This window comes from Bengtsoniella intestinalis (assembly GCF_039719005.1).
GTDB lineage: Bacteria > Bacillota > Clostridia > Oscillospirales > Oscillospiraceae > Oscillibacter > Oscillibacter intestinalis.
The window spans coordinates 2270954-2287871 of record NZ_CP133584.1; the positions used below are offsets into that span (position 1 = coordinate 2270954).

Genomic DNA, 16918 nt, shown 5'->3' on the forward strand with positions numbered 1-16918 from the left:
AAGGAGCAAACACTATGATCTCTACCATTGGTTATTTCATCTGTATTCCCTTTGCCGCACTGTTGCGGCTGTTCTACACACTGACCAGTTCTTACGGCGTATCCTTGGTTTTGTTTACGCTTGTCATTAAGTTGGTGTTACTGCCTTTCCAAATCAAGTCTAAAAAGAGTATGATTCGGATGGGTCGTATGTCTGGCCAAATTCAAGAAATTCAAAAGAAATACGCCAACAACCGTACCAAAATGAACGAAGAAGTGCAAAAGTTCTATGCCGAAGAAGGGGTCAATCCTGCCAGCGGCTGTGTTTGGAGCTTTTTGCCCATGCCCATTTTGTTGGCACTGTACTACATCATCCGTGAGCCCATCGAATATTTCATGAACTTCGGTGGGAAAGAAGACGGTGCCGCCATGGTGGAAACTGTTCGTGGCATCATCGAAGGCGCTGGGCTTACCTTGACTGGTAGCTCTGCCTACGAACAAATCGAAATGGTGAATGTGGTCAACAACAACCCTGAGCTGTTCTCTTCCGTTACCGCCAACGCAGGTTGGGTGGATTTGAACTACACCTTCTTGGGCATTGACCTGTCCATGGTGCCCTCTAGCTATTTCTCCGCCTTGACCAGTGGCCTCTCTTGGGGATTTTGGGCTTGATGCTCATTCCCATTGTCTCTGGTGCGCTGAGCTTCTGCCTGAGTAAAATCACCATGGCCACGCAAAGTTCTGGTGGCGCTCAACAAGCCGCTCAAATGAAGACCATGACCTACATGATGCCCTTGATGAGCGTGTACATCGGCTTCATTCTCCCTGCTGCATTGGGTGTGTACTGGATTTCTCAAAGTGCTATCTCCATTGTGCAAGAATACTTTGTGGGTCGCTATTTCACTAAGAAGTTCCAAGCAGAAGAAGACGAGCGTGATATCCAACGTGCCGCCGACCGCCAAAAGCGGATGGAAGAAGGCCGTGCTAGACAAGAAGCCCAAAACAAAGAATCTCAACGCAAGGCAGCTTCTAAGAAAAAAGCCGCCGTTTCCAACGCAAACCAACCCAAAGTCACCACCACCCAAGAAGGTCGTTTGGGCAACCGCCCCTATGCCCGTGGTCGTGCCTATGACGAAAACCGTTATAACAAATAAGAAGGAGCTTATCACATGATGACGTACATTGATGTGACGGGCAAATCCGAAGACGAGGCCATCAGCAAAGCCCTTGCCCAGCTAGGCCTTGAGCGGGACGACGTGTCCGTTGAAATTTTAGAACGTGCCAAATCTGGCTTTTTGGGCATTGGCGGCAACCCTGCAAAGGTGCGTGTCAGCTATGAGGCCCCTGAAGATTTCCACAAAGCAGAAAAAGTTGTGGAAAAACCCGTGGCACCTGCCCCTCAAAAAGTAGAAAAAGCCCATCAAAAGGTTGTTTCTGCCCCCAAAGAACCAAAACAATCCCCAGTTTCCGCCCCTGTTGTGGAGAAATCTGCACCTCAGGTGGATGCTGCACCTAAGGCTGAAAAAGCACCTGCCACCAATAAAGAAGAAGCCATTGTGGCCTTCCTCGATGGTTTGATGGAACAGCTAGAAGTGAGCGCCACTGTGGAGATTGCTGAAATTGAAAAAGGCCGCTATGATGTGAAGCTAGTGGGTGAAAACCTTGGCGCCATCATTGGTCGCCGTGGTGAAACATTGGATGCCATCCAACAGCTCACCAGCTATGCTGTCAACCGTGAAGGTGGTCGTGTCCGTATCCAACTGGACGCTGAAAACTACCGTGCCAAGCGGGAGCAAGCCTTGGAAAATCTGGCGAAAAAAGTGGCTGGCAAAGTGGTGAAATATCACCGCAATGTCACCTTGGAACCCATGAATGCTTACGAGCGCCATGTGATTCATGCCGCCCTGCAAGACATTGAAGGCATCTCCACCTATTCCACTGGCACCGACCCCAACCGCCGTGTCATCGTGGCACTGAAAAAGAACTAAAAACTAAGAACTAAGAGTGAAAAACTATCGCCTGCGGGCGGGATGCGGGCGACCACAGGTCGCCCCTACGATGGTGGGGATATGTAGGGACGACCTGCGGTCGTCCGTCGTTCCCTGCTCCGTCCGTGGCGGATAGTTTTTCACTTTTCACTTTTAGTTTTTAGCTTATAAAAAACGCTTATCTGTCATATCCGTTGACGGAGGAAGGAAACAATCATGAACAATCAACAAAAAACAATGGAAAAAATCGTGGCTTTGTGCAAAGGCCGTGGCTTTGTGTTCCCTGGCAGTGAAATCTACGGTGGTCTGGCCAATAGCTGGGACTACGGCCCTCTGGGTGTAGAGATGAAAAACAACGTCAAGCGTGCATGGATGAAGAAATTTGTCCAAGAAAATCGCTACAACGTGGGGTTGGACTCTGCCATTTTGATGAATAGCGAAGTGTGGAAGGCTTCTGGTCACGTGGCCACCTTCAACGATCCCCTCATCGACTGCAAAGCTTGTAAAATGCGCCACCGTGCTGACAAGCTGGTGGAAGATTTTAACGCTGAAAATAATATCACCGATGTGAACGTGGAATCTATGACCAGCGAAGACTTGGTGAACTACATCAATGAAAAAGGTGTGGTTTGCTCTGGCTGTGGCAAGCACGATTTCACCGATATCCGCAAGTTTAACTTGATGTTCAAAACCCATCAGGGTGTCACCGAGGAATCTTCCAACGAAGTGTATCTCCGCCCTGAAACTGCACAAGGTATTTTCGTCAACTTCCCTGCCATCCAACGCACCACCCGTCGCAAAATCCCCTTCGGTGTGTGCCAAGTGGGTAAGTCTTTCCGCAACGAAATCACCCCCGGCAACTTCATTTTCCGTATCCGTGAGTTTGAACAAATGGAACTGGAATTCTTCTGCGAACCTGGCACCGACTTGGAATGGTTTGCTTACTGGCGCGCCTACTGCCATGATTGGCTCAAAGGCTTGAACGTCAGCGATGAAAACCTGAGACTCCGTGACCATGATGCAGAAGAACTGTCCTTCTACTCCAAAGCCACCACTGACTTTGAGTATCGCTTCCCCTTCGGCTGGGGCGAATTGTGGGGCATTGCTGACCGTACCGATTACGACTTGACCCAACACATGGAACACTCTGGCAAGGACCTCTCTTACTTCGACCAAGAAAAGAACCAACGCTATACCCCTTATGTCATCGAACCCTCTCTGGGTGCTGACCGTATGACCTTGGCTCTGTTGGTAGAAGCTTACGACGAAGAAGTGGTGGACGAAGCCAAAAACGACGTCCGTACCGTCATGCGTTTCCACCCTGCCATTGCACCGTTCAAGGTGGCTGTTCTGCCTTTGAGCAAGAAGCTGGGTGAAAAGGCCATGGAAATCCAAGATATGCTGAGCAAAGACTGGATGGTGGACTACGATGAAACGGGCTCCATCGGCAAGCGTTATCGCCGTGAGGACGAAATCGGGACGCCCTATTGCGTCACCGTTGACTTCCAAACCGTTGGCAACGAAGAAAAGGGTGAAGTGGCTGATCACTGCGTCACCGTCCGTGACCGTGACACCATGGAACAAGTCCGTATGCCCATCAGCGAATTGCGTAGCTATTTGGCTGAAAAGCTGGCTTATTAAACAAAAAACCGATTGGGAAACATTGTTTCCCAATCGGTTTTTTTGTTTGGTGAGGGACTAAGGGTGAATGGTGAAAGACGACTCATTCATCATTCACCTTTAGTCCTTAGTCATATAAATTACACGTCACGTGCCCATCCGCAATCTCCAACACGGCGTATCGCCCATCGTAGCCAATGCTACCGGGGTTGACGACCAACAAATCCCCTAGATTGTCGTGGATTGGATAGTGGGTGTGACCAAATAGTAACACCTGTGCCTCTGCCTCTCTGGCGGCATAGTATGCGCCTTGTAAATTGGACTTCACTCCACGGGTATGTCCGTGACAGGCAAACAGCTTCACCCCACCAAGGGTGAATGTCTGTTCCAAAGGACAATCGGCAAAAAAGTCACAGTTTCCCGGCACTTGGGTAACAGTAAGTAGGGGAAATTCTGCATTGACCCGTTGTATATCGTTAAATCCGTCTCCCAAATGAATCAGATGGTCAGGCTGAATGTGTTCCACAGCCTGTAATAGTCCTCGGGTTCGTCCGTGGGAGTCGGACACTACTAAAATGTTCATAGTCTTCTCATTTCATATTGATCTGCTTTGGCTTCCAGTATAGCACCATTGAGTAGCCTTGGCAATAGTGAAATTATGTGCTATGATATAGAAAATCGTTCATACAGGAGGTACATATGTTACATATAGGATGTCATTTAACCACCACCAAAGGGCTTGCCGCTATGGGGCGACAGGCGTTGGCACTGGGAGGCGACACGTTGCAATTTTTCACACGGAACCCCCGTGGCGCCAAGGCCAAGGCCATTGACCACCAAGATGCTGCCAATTTGATGTCCTTGCTGGAGAACCATCACTTTGTCCCCATCATCGCCCATGCACCCTATATCATGAATTTGTGTGCCGATACGGAAGAAAAACGAGAATTTGCCCAAAGTATTTTGGCAGACGATTTGGTGCGTATGACCCATTTCCCCAATCAACTGTATAATTTTCATCCCGGTAGCCATGTTGGGCAAGGCGTTGAAGCTGGCATCGACTATATTGCTGAAGCTTTGAATCAAACCTTGACCCCAGAAACCTCTGTGACTGTGCTTTTGGAGACCATGGCAGGCAAAGGGACAGAGATTGGCGGTCGGTTTGAGGAGCTTCGCGCCATCATCGACCGTGTAGACTTGAACGAGAAAATGGGGGTCTGTTTGGATACCTGTCACGTGTGGGATGGTGGGTATGATTTGGTGGATAACTTGGACGGTGTGCTGGCAGAATTTGATGCAATCATCGGCCTTGAGCGGTTAAAAGCCATCCACTTAAACGACAGTTTGAACCCCAACTGCAGCCATAAAGACCGCCATGCCTGCATTGGTGCTGGTCATATTGGCCTAGAGGCTATGGAGCGAATTGTCAATCACCCAGCGCTGAAAAATCTACCATTTTGCTTGGAAACCCCCAATGATTTAGATGGATATGCCAAAGAAATTGGTGTTTTACGTGACTTGACAGAGGGTAATTTGTGAGTTATAGTAAAGTGTAGTATACAAAATTTAGTAGGTTGTATAAGGAGAAATGATTATGGAACTAAAAGGTAGCAAGACAGAGGCCAATTTGAAAATTGCCTTCGCAGGTGAATCCCAAGCCCGTAACAAGTACGATTACTTTGCCAGCAAGGCAAAAAAAGAAGGCTACGAACAAATTGCATCCTTCTTCCAACAAACTGCAGCCAATGAAAAAGAACACGCAAAGCTGTGGTTCAAGGCTTTGGACGGCATTCAAGACACTGTGAGCAACCTGTTGGCCGCCGCCGCTGGTGAAAACGAAGAATGGACCGAAATGTACGCCCAAATGGCAGTCACTGCCCGTGAAGAAGGCTTCATGGAATTGGCTGAACAATTTGAAGGCGTTGCCAAAATCGAAAAAAGCCACGAAGAACGGTATTTGAAGCTGGCTGAAAACATCAAAGCCGATGCCGTGTTCACCACTGAAAGCAGCGAAACTGTGTGGTACTGCCGCAACTGTGGACACCTACACACTGGCGCAGAGGCACCTGAATTATGCCCTGTGTGCGCGCATCCCCAAGCATATTTTGAAATCCATGGGGATAATTATTAAGGCGAAAATAAATAAAAAAGGTTGGGGGCTTGCCCCAATGTCATTAAGATAAGCTTTGCTTATCTTAATGACAGCTAAAAACTAAGGACTAAGAGTGAAAAACTATGGAAACGCAATCGGTTTTCTATAGTTTTTCACTCTTCACTTTTAGCTCTTAGTTGTCATTTAGTTCTTAACTAAATGACATTGGGGCTTGCCCCTAACCTTTTTTAATGGTATTCGTAGGGACAGCCCTTGCGGCTGTCCGTTGGTGCCGAAAGTACTTGGGGGTGGACAGCCGCAAGGGCTGTCCCTACGGCAAAAATGTTAAAATACGGTGTAATTACCCTTCCACATTCTCCTTTGGCATCAGCAGATTCAGCCCCAGTGCCACGATGAATACAACGGCCACGCAGTTGGTGGCAAACACATCTTGGAAGGTTTGGGGGAAGGCGCTGAACAGCGCTGGCATTTGGGTGAACCCAATACCCACACTGAGTGACAAAGCGGCAATGGAGGTGTTGCGGTGGCTAAAGCCAGCCTTGGCCAGCATTTGCATACCGCTGATGACGATGTTACCAAACATCATAATGGTGCACCCGCCCAGCACAGGGTCAGGCAAGGTGGCAAAGAAATTGCCCAGTGGGGGAAGAGACCAGCCAAAATCATGGCGATGGCACCTGTCATAATGGTGAAGCGATTTACCACCTTGGTCATGGCGATTAAGCCCACGTTTTGGCTAAATGATGTGACGGGCAAACAGCCAAAGAGGCTGGAGATACTACTGGCAAAGCCATCACAGGTCAGGGCACCAGAAAGCTCTTTTTCTGTGATGTCACGGTCAAGACCAGAGGAGACCATGGCGCTGGTGTCGCCAATGGTTTCTGTGGCGGAGACCAAGAAGATGATGGTCACCGATAAAATGGCGCCTAAATTAAATTCCATGCCAAAGGGCATAAATTGTGGGAAGGCGAAAAGACCGCTTGCCAGCAAGCCTGACAGGTCAACCATCCCCATGAAACAGGCCACCACATAGCCAGCAATCAACCCAAAGAAAATGGACAGTTGCTTCCAAAATCCCTTTGCCAAGGAATTAAATACCAGACAGCAAATCAAAGTGAAAGAGCCTAAAAGTAGATATTTTGGTGCGCCAAAATCATCTACATAGCCCCCACCAAAGGAATTGGCGCCTACGCTCAGCAAGGAAAAGCCGATGGCGATGACCACGGAGGCAGATACAACAGGGGCAATAATCTTATACCAATGCTTGGCAAACAGACCCAAAACCCCTTCTACCAAACCGCCCACCAACACAGCGCCCAACACGGCAGGATAGCCATACATAGCCCCCACGGAGGACAAAATGGCCACAAAGGTAAAGCTGACACCCATAACAATGGGAAGCTTCGCGCCGATGCGCCAGATGGGGTAGAGTTGAATTAAGGTGGCGATGCCAGCGATGAACATGGCGCTTTGCACCAAAAGTGCTGTGTCGGCCGAGGACATACCAGCGGCCATAGGCACCAAAAGCAAGGGAGAGATATTGGCTAAAAACATGGCTAAAATATGTTGCAAGCCAAAGGGAATGGCCTTGGCCAAGGGGACACGCCCATCTAATTGATAAATATTTTCAATGCGGCAGGGGATGTCTGTCTTCATGATATGGTTTCTCCTTCTATAAAAATCCAGATACTGGGAAAAGGTCAACTTATTTTGTATCTGTAGATTAGAGAATACCATGATTGTGAAAAATAATCAATAAGTATCTTTGTTTGTTGGGTATAATTGGTAATTTGCATAAACGGTATCTAGATAATTTGTATATAAGGTCAACCTTTTTGAGACTAAAGACTAAGGATGAAAAGTGAAAGACGACTCATTCCCCCAACAGCAGCGCCCCCATCTCCTGCGCAAACAACACCCCTGCGGCCATGGCCTCCTCTGGAGAGTTGCCTGCAGAACCGACCTCCAGCAGCAACGACCCTGTGGTCATGTGTTGGTTGTAACGGGAGTTGCGCAATAAAATGGGGCGTAGTAGCGTGGGATATTCTGCTTGCAACGCCGTCCCAATGGCAGTGGCAAGGCGGAGATTTTCAAGCCAGTCTGGGTGGTACAATCCCCCACCGTCGGTACCCACCACCAATGTGAGCTGTGCCACGCTGGTGCCTTGGTCAGGGTCGGTGACCAGTTTATACTGGTTGCCGTCGGTGTCTTCGATGGCATCGCGGTGGACATCAATGACAAAGGCGATGGAGGGATATTCCGCCAGATGCTGTTCAATGCCAGCCAAGGCATTGTCGTAGGCGGCGTTGTAAGAGGGATAGTCGTATAAGGTGGTGTCGTGGATGACTTCAATGCCCATGGCGGAGAACGTGTCTGCCATGGCGGCGCCCACAGCCACCACGTTATAGTTGGTATCCAAGGTGCGCAGTGGCTCCGAATATATCACATCCTCTGGATTGACTGGGGTGTAGGCTTCGGTGCCGTGGGTGTGGATGATGAGAATTTGGGGGCCTGTATCGCTTAAACTGGCGGCAAAGGGTTGTAAAATATCTGCTGCTGTCACTGCCACATCAGCGGTGGCGGAGATGTAGACATCGTCACAAAGCAGGTAATCACCACTGCCTGAGGGCGTCAAGGTCAGGGCTTCTACCCCGTTGTCTTGAAACGTGGTGCTGGGCTCTTGCACGGTGTGGGTTTCAGAAATTGGGGTTTTTTCCTCTAAAATTTCTGTCTCTTCTGGGGGGGAGTCCTCCCCTTGTTCAAAAGACCAGAGGGCGGAGATGGTGGGGCGCGCTACTTCTAAAAATGCCGATTGGCTCAGCGCCACGGCTGTGGCTGGGCTGAAGGTATCCCCTTCTGCCCAATCCCCCAACTGCCAGTGCAATGCCGTCAGCGCCATGGTTTGCCATAAGGTGGAGGCCGCCTCTTGCCCAGATGTGGCAGTGGCGGTGACCCCCAAACTCCACAGCACCCATGCGGCGACAAGAAGACTGCCCATGCGTTGTACAGTGCGCTGAAACCGATACGGCCAAGATGGTTGTTCCATGCCATCACCTCCTTTCGGACAACCATATGCGCAGGAAGGCACGTATAGACCCAAAGAGTGAAAATTTTTCCATAGATAAGAATTGACATTTGGGGAAAAACAGGGTATGATACATATATAGTATCCAAAACCGTATTACAAGGAGTTTGTTATGACTTGGAACATTGTAGTTGATAGTAGCAGTGATTTGCTTAGCACCGCCGATGGAGAGAACGTGCAATTGACCGTGGCTCCTTTGCGCATTTTGGTGGGGGAACAGGAATTTGTGGACAATGAAACCATGGATGTAGATGCCCTGCTGGGTGCCATGGCAAAGGAACGTACGGCCTCTTCTTCTGCTTGCCCCTCTCTCGATGCTTTTGCAAAAGCCTATGAAAAGGCAGATTGCTCCGTTTGTTTCACCATTTCTAATGCCCTGTCTGGGTCATATAATTCTGCCGTCACCGCCCGTGAGATGGTTCTGGAAGAATATCCTGACAAGCAAATTTGTGTCATCGACTCCAAGGGTACTGCTGGTACCATTGTGTTGTTGGCACAACGAGCCAAGGCTATTTTGGAAAAAAATCCAGACATTGACCCCCAAGATTTGTTTGCCCAAATGCGCGACTATCAAGCCTCTTTGCGCTTGGTGTTCACCTTGGAATGCTTCGACAATCTGGTGAAAAACGGACGTATGCGTCCTTTGGTTGGCAATCTGTTGAAAACCTTGGGTATTCACATTGTGGCGGAAGCCACCTTGCAAGGGGAAATCAATGTGACAGGCAAAGCCCGTGGCGCAGTGAAAACCTATCAAAATATGATTGACCATATGAAAACCTGCAAAGATTGCACAGGGGCCAAGGTGGTCATTAACCACTGTAAAAACTATGACGGCGCTGAAAAGCTGGCAAAAATGATGGAAGACCAGTTGCCCATCGCCGGGGTAGAGCTGATGGAATGCCGCGGCTTAACCTCTTATTATGCCATGGAAAAAGGCATCATTGTTGGCTATTGATGAATATCGTAGGGCGGGGGCTTGCCCCCGCCGCTTTTTTTAGAACCCCCTTGCAATTTCCAAACCCTTGTGATATACTACCTCTCATCAAGGCAGAGTAGATGCACACGTGTTTAGTGCTGAAAAGACGGGGAGTTGCTTTTCGGACGAACTGACCCATTGGGTCAACAGTGTGTGCCTCGCATCCCGCTGCCGCAGGAAGCAAGGCCAGATATCATGAAAACCTTCTTTGTGCGGTATTCCAATTTATTTGGACTGCCCAATTGACAAAGGAGGGCTTTTTTATGCCTAAAATTACCGCACATCATATTTGCCGTGTTGCTATTTTTGCCGCTATTTACTTTTTGTTAGGGCTCCTATCCCCCATTCAAACGGCTACGTTAAAAATCACGTTGTCTTCCCTTCCTGTGGTTCTGGCTGGTGTTTTGCTGGGCCCATGGTCTGGCTTTGCCGTGGGTGCTTTGGGGGAATTGCTAGGGCAATTGCTCCGCTATGGCCTGACAGCCACCACGTTTTTGTGGCTCATCCCTGTGGGATTGCGTGGGGTGACCATTGGACTGATGCGTGGGGGCTCTCCGTTGGAGAACCGCCCTGTCAAGCTATATGTTGTTTGTTTTGTGGCGGCGCTGGTCACGACCTTGACCAACACCCCCATCATTTGGCTGGACAGCGTGCTCTATGGGTATTATAGCTATGCCATTGTCGTCGGCGCGTTGGCCACCCGATTGGTGACAGGGCTGGTCACGGCCGTGGTGGTCACCACCATTGCCATCCCCTTGTGCCGTGTACTACGGAAGGTGATGTGATGGAATTAGACCAAGCCTTGACCCTCATCCATCAAACCAGCTGGCAAAACCAAACCCCAACATTGGAACGGATGGCGATTTTGCTAGAAAAACTGGGAAATCCCCATAAATCTTTGCAGTTTGTCCACGTAGCTGGTACCAATGGAAAAGGCAGTACCTGTGCTTGCATCGCCAGTATATTACAGGCCGCAGGCTATTGTGTGGGGCTGAATACGTCCCCCTATATCCATCGGTTTAACGAGCGGATTCAAGTCAATGGGCAAGAGATTTCTGATGATGCTGTGTGCAAAACCGTGCAACTGCTACACCCCATTGTGGAAAACCTCCCCTTCCGCCCTACAGAGTTTGAGTGGATTACCGCCTTGGCACTGGTGCATTTTCAGGCACAACAATGTGACATTGTGGTGCTAGAAGTGGGGCTGGGTGGCGCATTGGACGCGTCCAACGTAATTGATTGTCCAGCTGTGGCGGTGATTACTGCCTTGGGTTTAGACCACACGGCTATCTTGGGCAACACCTTGGCACAGGTGGCCACAGCCAAAGCTGGTATCATCAAAGCCGGTGGCACGGTGGTGAGCTATGGTGGGTGTCCAGAGGGGGATGTGGTCATCAAAACACGGTGTCATGACCAAGGAGCCATCTTGCAAGTGATGGACAATTCGCGGCTTAAACCTGTGGAAAGCAGTTTGATTTCTCCTAAAATAGAACTTTTACCCTATGGAATCTTATCTCTCGGTTTGGCGGGAGCCTATCAGCCATACAACGCGTTGCTGGCGGTGACAGCTGTGGAAGCTTTGGTAAAACAGGGCTGGCACATCACCCTAGACCACATCCGAACAGGGTTGGCCTCCGTTCGTTGGATGGGGCGGTTTGAAGTGCTGTCCAACGCACCAGTGGTAATTTTAGATGGCGCCCATAATCCCCAAGGGATGGCGGCAGTGGCGCAAAGCGTGGCGCTGTATCTGGATGGGAATCCCACGGTGGTGCTAGGGGTGCTGGAGGATAAAGATGTGGGGCGAATGCTTCAAATGCTTGCCGATTTTGCAGGGCAGGTATTCACTGTCACGCCACCCAGCCCAAGAGCCATGACAGCAGAGCATTTGGCGGCGAAGCTGGCCGACATGGGGGTAAAGGCCACCCCGTGTGAAACTGTGGGTGGTGCCATGAAACGTGCCATCGCCACAGAAAAGCCTGTGTTGGCACTGGGGTCGCTGTATCTCTGTGATCAGGTGCGACAAGCCATGGGCAAATAAATCCACAAAAAAGCACCCCATTGTTGAAAATTTTTCAACAATGGGGTGCTTTTGTAGAAAACTTATTTCTTGTCCTTGAAATAGGCCACGGTTTCTTTGCCGATGACGCCAGACAGGGCGAACAGAGCAATCAAGTTGGGGAAGGCCATCAAGCCGTTGAACACACTTGCCATGTTCCACACAACTGCCACGGTCAAATAGGGGCCAACAAACACAGCGGCCACATAGATTACATGGAAGGCTTTAATCACTTTTTCGTTGTCGCCGACCAAGTAGCGCATGGCACGTTCAGCATAGAAGTCCCAGCCCAAGATGGTGGTGAAGGCGAAGAACACCAAGCAAGCCATCAGCAAGAAAGAGGAGACAGTGCCAGAGAAAGGCAGAGCCCGTTCAAAGGCCAGCATGGTCACGGCTGCGCCTTCCACGCCGTTTTCAGGGAGCCAAGCGCCAGTCATAACGATGGACAGACCAGTGATGGTACAAATGACGATGGTGTCCAAGAAAGTGCCAGTCATGGTCACCAGACCTTGACGGACAGGGTCTTTGGTTTGGGCGGCAGCGGCGGCGATGGCGGCAGAACCAAGGCCTGCTTCGTTGGAGAAAATACCACGGCCAACACCTTTTTGCATGGCGATGGAAATGGTAGCACCGATGGCACCGCCACCCACAGCTTCAGGGCTGAAGGCGCCTACGACGATTTGATAGAAGGCGTCGGGAATGCTGGAGATGTTGCAGGCAATAATCAAAAGACCCAGTGCAAAGTAAATCACAGCCATAAAGGGCACCACGATTTCAGCCACATGGGCAATCCGCTTGATGCCGCCGATGACCACCAAAGCAGTGGCGGCGGTGACCAGCAAACCAACCACAACAGTGGTCATGGTGATGTCCACACCACCCATGGTGAAGACTACGTTGGTTTTGTCGGGGTCAAAAAAAGTTTGGGCAGCAGAGGTGATGCCGTTGATTTGGGTGATGGTACCGATGCCCATCAGGCCAGCCAAAATGGTGAACACGGCAAACAGTTTTGCCAGCCAACCCCAGCTTGCGCCCATACCGCGTTCGATGTAGTAGAAAGGGCCGCCCTTGGCGCGACCATTTTCCATGGTGCGGTAGCGGATGGCCAAGAAGCCTTCGGCGTACTTGGTAGCCATACCTAAAATTGCGGCAATTTCCATCCAAAACAGAGCGCCGGGGCCGCCAGCGCAGATGGCTGTTGCCACGCCTACGATGTTACCAGTGCCGATGGTGGCAGACAGAGCGGTGCAAAGAGCGGCAAAAGAGCTGACTTCGCCTACGCCATCAGTTTCGTTTTTCACCATGTACTTCAGGGCCTTGCCCAAGTGGAAAAATTGCACCCCAAAGGTGCGGATGGTGAGCCAGAGGCCACAGCCGAAAATCAAAATGATCAGAGGGAGACCCCAGACCAAGTCGTCCATTGCGACAATGAGATTGTTAAATGCGTCCATGTTTTGTTCCTTCTCTTTTCTAAAATTCTCACACACGAGTGGGTGCCACACGGTCACCCTTGGGTTGGAAAAACCATATAGACGGTGAGCCAAAACGCAAAAACGTGGAAACAGCCACTGCCGTTTCCACGCAAAAAAACCTGCTACTCCCCCGTTGGTATTGTCATGTATGGCGCGCCATACACCGCCCCCATTGGCGAGGAAATATGCTCTGTCCTTTTGCCTGAGAGATTAGCAGTGTCTGCTTGCACCTTCGGCCCCCGTACTGAAACGGGCTTCTCCAGAGAGCCATCCGTCTACTGTCTTAAGGGTATTATCCCCTACCTGAGAGTATTACTCCTTCGGTGGATTCGTGTAGAATCACTTTCCAGCAGCCATCATCTGGCAGTCATTTGTCCGCCACTGAAACACAGTGCGAACGTTTTTATTATACAGGAAATTTTTTAAAAAGCAACCCTTGAAATGAAAAAACTGTAAAAAAATACAGTCACTTTTCTTGGTTTTAACAGAAATTTTCCACAAAAACCACTACCATTGTGGAAAACCTTGGGGTATACTGTTCTTACTGTGAGAGACGAAAGGAGAGGAAGCTATGCGCTTACATTGCTTGGTCACACCAGATTTAGATGACCTGATTTTTGCTGAAGGTCACGAACCTTGCGAGAAATAAGAGTGCTTTTTCAATATGGAAGTTTTTTACCACGCTACGGCGTGGTTTTTTTCGTTTTATTCACAAAATTTTGCCAAACTTCTCTCCCTTTTTTAAAAAAATGTGGTATACTAACTATGTATGTAAAATGAAAAAAAGGAAGTGACGCCCATCGCACGCTATCGTGGACGCTCTCGTTGGAAAAAATGGCTTGTGTTACCCTTGGTTTTGGTGGCCATTGCCGCTTTTGGCTATTGGAGCAACCATACCATTGAAATCACCCGCACCACTGTGGAGTTAGAGACCTTGCCCCACGGATTTGAGGGCATGGATATTGTGGTCATCGGTGACACCCAAGCCGCTGAATTTGGGCAAGACAATGCCCGTTTGATACAGGCAGTTGCGGATCAAAATCCAGCCTATATTTTCTTTGTAGGAGACTTGGTTGACCGCGACCATCCCTATGATGAGGCCTATGTGACCGCGCTGGCCTTGGGGTTGGTGGATGTTGCCCCCACCTATTATATCACGGGCAATCACGAATGGGCGCTGGGAGATGTAGAAGGGCTTAAATCCGTGCTTGCAGACTGTGGTGTCACAGTTTTGAGCAATGAGTATGTGACGCTTGAAGCCAATGGCGACACCTTGGTGTTGGCTGGCATCGACGATCCCTTGGGTTATGCTGACCAGAAAACACCAGAGGAATTGGCGGCGGAAATAAACGCATTAAACCCCAATTGCTGGGTGTTGTTAGCCCATCGCAACGACTATTTTGAAACCCAATATAGCCTGCTTGGTGCAGATTTGGTGGTCTCGGGCCACGGACATGGCGGCTTAATCCGCCTGCCCTTCACCGATGGACTCATCGACCATTCAGGGCTACTGCCCTCGTATACCGCTGGGCTGTATGAATTAAACGGCTCCACCTTGTTCGCCACCCGTGGCCTTGGCAATTCTAAAAATACCTTCCGCCTGTTCAATCGCTCAGAGGTGGCGGTGATCACGTTAACACAATGAAATCAGTAGGGCGGGGTCTTGACCCCGCCGTTCCCCCTACCGTGTGCGTAAATAGCGGCGGGGTCGAGACCCTGCCCTACCATGGGGGTGGGAAGATATAAAGGAGACACTATGTACGAATTTCACGCTGGCAGTTATGATGTGGCTGTCATTGGCGGTGGTCACGCTGGCATTGAAGCGGCGTTGGCAGCCGCACGACTGGGAAAGGAAACCATTCTTTTCACCATCAATTTAGACGCTGTGGGCAATATGCCTTGTAACCCTGCCATCGGTGGCACTGGCAAAGGACACCTTGTCCGCGAGCTAGACGCCTTGGGTGGAGAAATGGCAAAGGCCGCCGATGCCTGTTGCATCCAATATCGCCTGTTAAACCGTGGCAAAGGCCCAGCGGTGTGGTCGTTGCGTGCACAGGCTGACCGCCGTATGTACCAAGGGTACATGAAGCATTTGCTAGAATCTCAAGACCATTTGACCGTCCGTCAAGGGGAAGTGGTGGATGTGCGCGTCACTGATGGCGCTGTGTCCAGCGTGGTGTTGGCCACTGGGGCGGTGTTTGAAACCAAAACCGCCATCTTGGCCACGGGCACGTACTTAGACGGTTGCACCATTGTGGGCGAATGGGTGGAACAATCGGGCCCAGACGGGATGCACCCCTCCAACGCACTGACCCCAAAATTGCGAGATTTGGGCTTGCCATTGCGCCGTTTCAAAACTGGCACCCCCCTCGTGTCAATGCCAAAACCGTGGATTTGACCCAAATGGAAATCCAATACGGTGACGATGTGCCTGTGCCCTTTTCCTATGCCACAAAGGAAAAACTGGAGAACAAAGCCACCTGTTGGCTCACCTATACCACCCGTGACACCCAAGATGTGGTGGAGGAAAATCTCAGCCGTTCGCCTTTGTTTTCTGGTGCCATCGAAGGGGTTGGCCCCCGATATTGCCCTTCCTTTGAAACGAAAATTGTCCGCTTCCCTGATAAAAAGCGCCACCAACTGTTCATCGAGCCTATGGGTTTGGACACCCAAGAGCTGTATATTCAAGGGTTTTCCTCCTCCATGCCAGAAGATGTGCAGGTGAAAATGGTGCAATCTGTGCCGGGGCTAGAGCACGCCCATATGACGCGCCCAGCCTATGCCATCGAGTATGAGTGCATTGACCCTTTGAGTTTGCACGCAACCTTGGAGTATAAGCACATTTCTGGGCTGTACGGCGCTGGTCAGTTCAACGGTTCCTCTGGGTATGAAGAAGCGGCTGTCCAAGGGTTTGTGGCTGGTGTTAACGCTGTGCGCAAGCTCAATGGGGAAAGTGATTTTATATTGAGCCGTAGCGAAAGCTACATTGGCACCTTGATTGACGATTTGGTCACCAAAGGTACGGAAGAACCTTACCGCATCATGACTTCTCGCAGTGAATATCGCTTGCTCTTGCGCCAAGACAATGCCGACATTCGCCTCACCCCCATCGGTCACCGTTTGGGGCTAATCAGTGATGAACGTTTGGCAGAGGTGCACGCCAAGTATGAAGCTGTGGCAGCGGAAATCAAGCGCATCACCCATGTGGGTGTGGCACCCAGTGAAAAATTATCTGCCTTCTTGGCGGAAAAAGGGACGGCCAATGTGGCAGACGGGTGTTCTCTCATTGCGCTTTTGAAGCGTCCTGAAATCCATTATGAAGATTTGGAAGCCTTTGACCCCAGTTGTCCTCATGTCAGCGAAGAGGTTGCTGAGCAGGTGGAAATTTCCGTGAAATACGAAGGCTATATCCAGCGCCAGCAAAAGCAGGTGGAGGAAATGCGCCGTCTAGAAGGGCGGAAATTGCCATCTGATATGGATTATTCCAACATCCAAGGCCTGCGGTTAGAAGCCAGAGAAAAGCTCCAACAAGTGCGACCCTTAGATTTGGGACAAGCTGGTCGCATCTCTGGGGTCTCCCCAGCGGATATGGCGGCGCTGATGATTTATCTGTCCGCCAAATAAGCTCCC

General features: G+C 50.2%; 14 protein-coding genes, 2 pseudogenes and 2 riboswitches. Of the genes and pseudogenes, 12 read left to right on the forward strand and 4 right to left on the reverse strand.

Annotated features, from left to right (window positions below; genetic code table 11):
* The first annotated feature begins 14 nt into the window (after nt 1–14).
* The 4 genes from RFF05_RS10900 (at nt 15) to RFF05_RS10915 (ending at nt 3607) form a co-directional block, all read left to right on the forward strand.
* Nucleotides 15–650, forward strand: coding sequence for a YidC/Oxa1 family membrane protein insertase (locus RFF05_RS10900; RefSeq protein ID WP_409967122.1), 636 nt, complete (start codon nt 15–17; stop codon nt 648–650).
* Nucleotides 650–1132, forward strand: a complete 483-nt coding sequence (locus tag RFF05_RS10905) for a YidC/Oxa1 family membrane protein insertase (protein WP_409967123.1) — start codon at nt 650–652, stop codon at nt 1130–1132. The genes RFF05_RS10900 and RFF05_RS10905 overlap by 1 nt, the downstream gene beginning before the upstream one ends.
* 15 nt (nt 1133–1147) lie before the next feature.
* On the forward strand, nt 1148–1966 hold the full coding sequence (jag, locus tag RFF05_RS10910) for an RNA-binding cell elongation regulator Jag/EloR (RefSeq protein WP_409967124.1): 819 nt from the start codon (nt 1148–1150) through the stop codon (nt 1964–1966).
* Nucleotides 1967–2182: 216 nt separating this feature from the next.
* Complete coding sequence (locus RFF05_RS10915; protein WP_409967125.1) at nt 2183–3607, forward strand: glycine--tRNA ligase; 1425 nt, start codon at nt 2183–2185, stop codon at nt 3605–3607.
* 106 nt (nt 3608–3713) lie between these two features.
* Here RFF05_RS10915 and RFF05_RS10920 read toward each other — a convergent pair whose 3' ends face one another.
* Nucleotides 3714–4169 (reverse strand): metallophosphoesterase family protein, encoded by a 456-nt coding sequence (locus tag RFF05_RS10920; RefSeq protein WP_409967126.1) that lies wholly within the window; start codon nt 4167–4169, stop codon nt 3714–3716.
* Between the two features lie 116 nt (nt 4170–4285).
* Between RFF05_RS10920 and RFF05_RS10925 the strand changes: the two genes are divergently transcribed.
* Both RFF05_RS10925 and rbr read left to right on the forward strand, forming a co-directional pair.
* Complete coding sequence (locus tag RFF05_RS10925) at nt 4286–5125, forward strand: deoxyribonuclease IV (RefSeq protein WP_409967127.1); 840 nt, start codon at nt 4286–4288, stop codon at nt 5123–5125.
* A 55-nt stretch (nt 5126–5180) separates the two neighbouring features.
* The gene (rbr, locus tag RFF05_RS10930) at nt 5181–5717 is read left to right on the forward strand and encodes a rubrerythrin (RefSeq protein WP_409967128.1); all 537 of its coding nucleotides are present in this window, start codon (nt 5181–5183) and stop codon (nt 5715–5717) included.
* A gap of 322 nt (nt 5718–6039) precedes the next feature.
* Here rbr and RFF05_RS10935 read toward each other — a convergent pair.
* A pseudogene (locus RFF05_RS10935) lies at nt 6040–7436 on the reverse strand (uracil-xanthine permease family protein).
* Nucleotides 7437–7572: 136 nt separating this feature from the next.
* Complete coding sequence (spoIIP, locus tag RFF05_RS10940) at nt 7573–8745, reverse strand: stage II sporulation protein P (protein WP_409967129.1); 1173 nt, start codon at nt 8743–8745, stop codon at nt 7573–7575.
* A 151-nt stretch (nt 8746–8896) separates the two neighbouring features.
* On the opposite strand from spoIIP, the gene RFF05_RS10945 reads away from it, so the two are divergent.
* From RFF05_RS10945 to RFF05_RS10955, 3 genes are all read left to right on the forward strand, one after another.
* The gene (locus RFF05_RS10945) at nt 8897–9739 is read left to right on the forward strand and encodes a DegV family protein (protein ID WP_409967130.1); all 843 of its coding nucleotides are present in this window, start codon (nt 8897–8899) and stop codon (nt 9737–9739) included.
* Between the two features lie 91 nt (nt 9740–9830).
* Nucleotides 9831–9933, forward strand: a riboswitch (THF riboswitch).
* Nucleotides 9934–10023: 90 nt separating this feature from the next.
* On the forward strand, nt 10024–10545 hold the full coding sequence (locus RFF05_RS10950) for a folate family ECF transporter S component (protein WP_409967131.1): 522 nt from the start codon (nt 10024–10026) through the stop codon (nt 10543–10545).
* Nucleotides 10545–11798, forward strand: a complete 1254-nt coding sequence (locus tag RFF05_RS10955) for a bifunctional folylpolyglutamate synthase/dihydrofolate synthase (protein WP_409967132.1) — start codon at nt 10545–10547, stop codon at nt 11796–11798. Before RFF05_RS10950 ends, RFF05_RS10955 begins: the two co-directional genes overlap by 1 nt.
* Before the next feature lie 62 nt (nt 11799–11860).
* On the opposite strand, the gene RFF05_RS10960 is transcribed toward RFF05_RS10955, so the two are convergent.
* Entirely contained in the window at nt 11861–13267 is a 1407-nt protein-coding gene (locus tag RFF05_RS10960) for an alanine/glycine:cation symporter family protein (RefSeq protein ID WP_409967133.1), read from the reverse strand.
* A gap of 201 nt (nt 13268–13468) precedes the next feature.
* A riboswitch (glycine riboswitch) is annotated at nt 13469–13561 on the reverse strand.
* Nucleotides 13562–14078: 517 nt separating this feature from the next.
* Between RFF05_RS10960 and RFF05_RS10965 the strand changes: the two genes are divergently transcribed.
* The 3 genes and pseudogenes from RFF05_RS10965 (at nt 14079) to mnmG (ending at nt 16912) form a co-directional block, all read left to right on the forward strand.
* Entirely contained in the window at nt 14079–14933 is an 855-nt protein-coding gene (locus RFF05_RS10965; RefSeq protein ID WP_409967134.1) for a metallophosphoesterase, read from the forward strand.
* Nucleotides 14934–15044: 111 nt separating this feature from the next.
* Nucleotides 15045–15460, forward strand: a pseudogene (locus RFF05_RS10970) (FAD-dependent oxidoreductase); the annotation flags it as partial.
* A gap of 90 nt (nt 15461–15550) precedes the next feature.
* Nucleotides 15551–16912, forward strand: coding sequence for a tRNA uridine-5-carboxymethylaminomethyl(34) synthesis enzyme MnmG (mnmG, locus tag RFF05_RS10975; RefSeq protein ID WP_409967135.1), 1362 nt, complete (start codon nt 15551–15553; stop codon nt 16910–16912).
* Nucleotides 16913–16918 lie beyond the last annotated feature (6 nt).

Coding starts and splice junctions, on each gene's coding strand:
- RFF05_RS10900 (WP_409967122.1), top strand. CDS start 15: ATGATCTCTACCATTGGTTATTTCATCTGTATTCCCTTTGCCGCACTG.
- RFF05_RS10905 (WP_409967123.1), top strand. CDS start 650: ATGCTCATTCCCATTGTCTCTGGTGCGCTGAGCTTCTGCCTGAGTAAA.
- jag (WP_409967124.1), top strand. CDS start 1,148: ATGATGACGTACATTGATGTGACGGGCAAATCCGAAGACGAGGCCATC.
- RFF05_RS10915 (WP_409967125.1), top strand. CDS start 2,183: ATGAACAATCAACAAAAAACAATGGAAAAAATCGTGGCTTTGTGCAAA.
- RFF05_RS10920 (WP_409967126.1), bottom strand. CDS start 4,169: ATGAACATTTTAGTAGTGTCCGACTCCCACGGACGAACCCGAGGACTA.
- RFF05_RS10925 (WP_409967127.1), top strand. CDS start 4,286: ATGTTACATATAGGATGTCATTTAACCACCACCAAAGGGCTTGCCGCT.
- rbr (WP_409967128.1), top strand. CDS start 5,181: ATGGAACTAAAAGGTAGCAAGACAGAGGCCAATTTGAAAATTGCCTTC.
- spoIIP (WP_409967129.1), bottom strand. CDS start 8,745: ATGGAACAACCATCTTGGCCGTATCGGTTTCAGCGCACTGTACAACGC.
- RFF05_RS10945 (WP_409967130.1), top strand. CDS start 8,897: ATGACTTGGAACATTGTAGTTGATAGTAGCAGTGATTTGCTTAGCACC.
- RFF05_RS10950 (WP_409967131.1), top strand. CDS start 10,024: ATGCCTAAAATTACCGCACATCATATTTGCCGTGTTGCTATTTTTGCC.
- RFF05_RS10955 (WP_409967132.1), top strand. CDS start 10,545: ATGGAATTAGACCAAGCCTTGACCCTCATCCATCAAACCAGCTGGCAA.
- RFF05_RS10960 (WP_409967133.1), bottom strand. CDS start 13,267: ATGGACGCATTTAACAATCTCATTGTCGCAATGGACGACTTGGTCTGG.
- mnmG (WP_409967135.1), top strand. CDS start 15,551: ATGGGTGGAACAATCGGGCCCAGACGGGATGCACCCCTCCAACGCACT.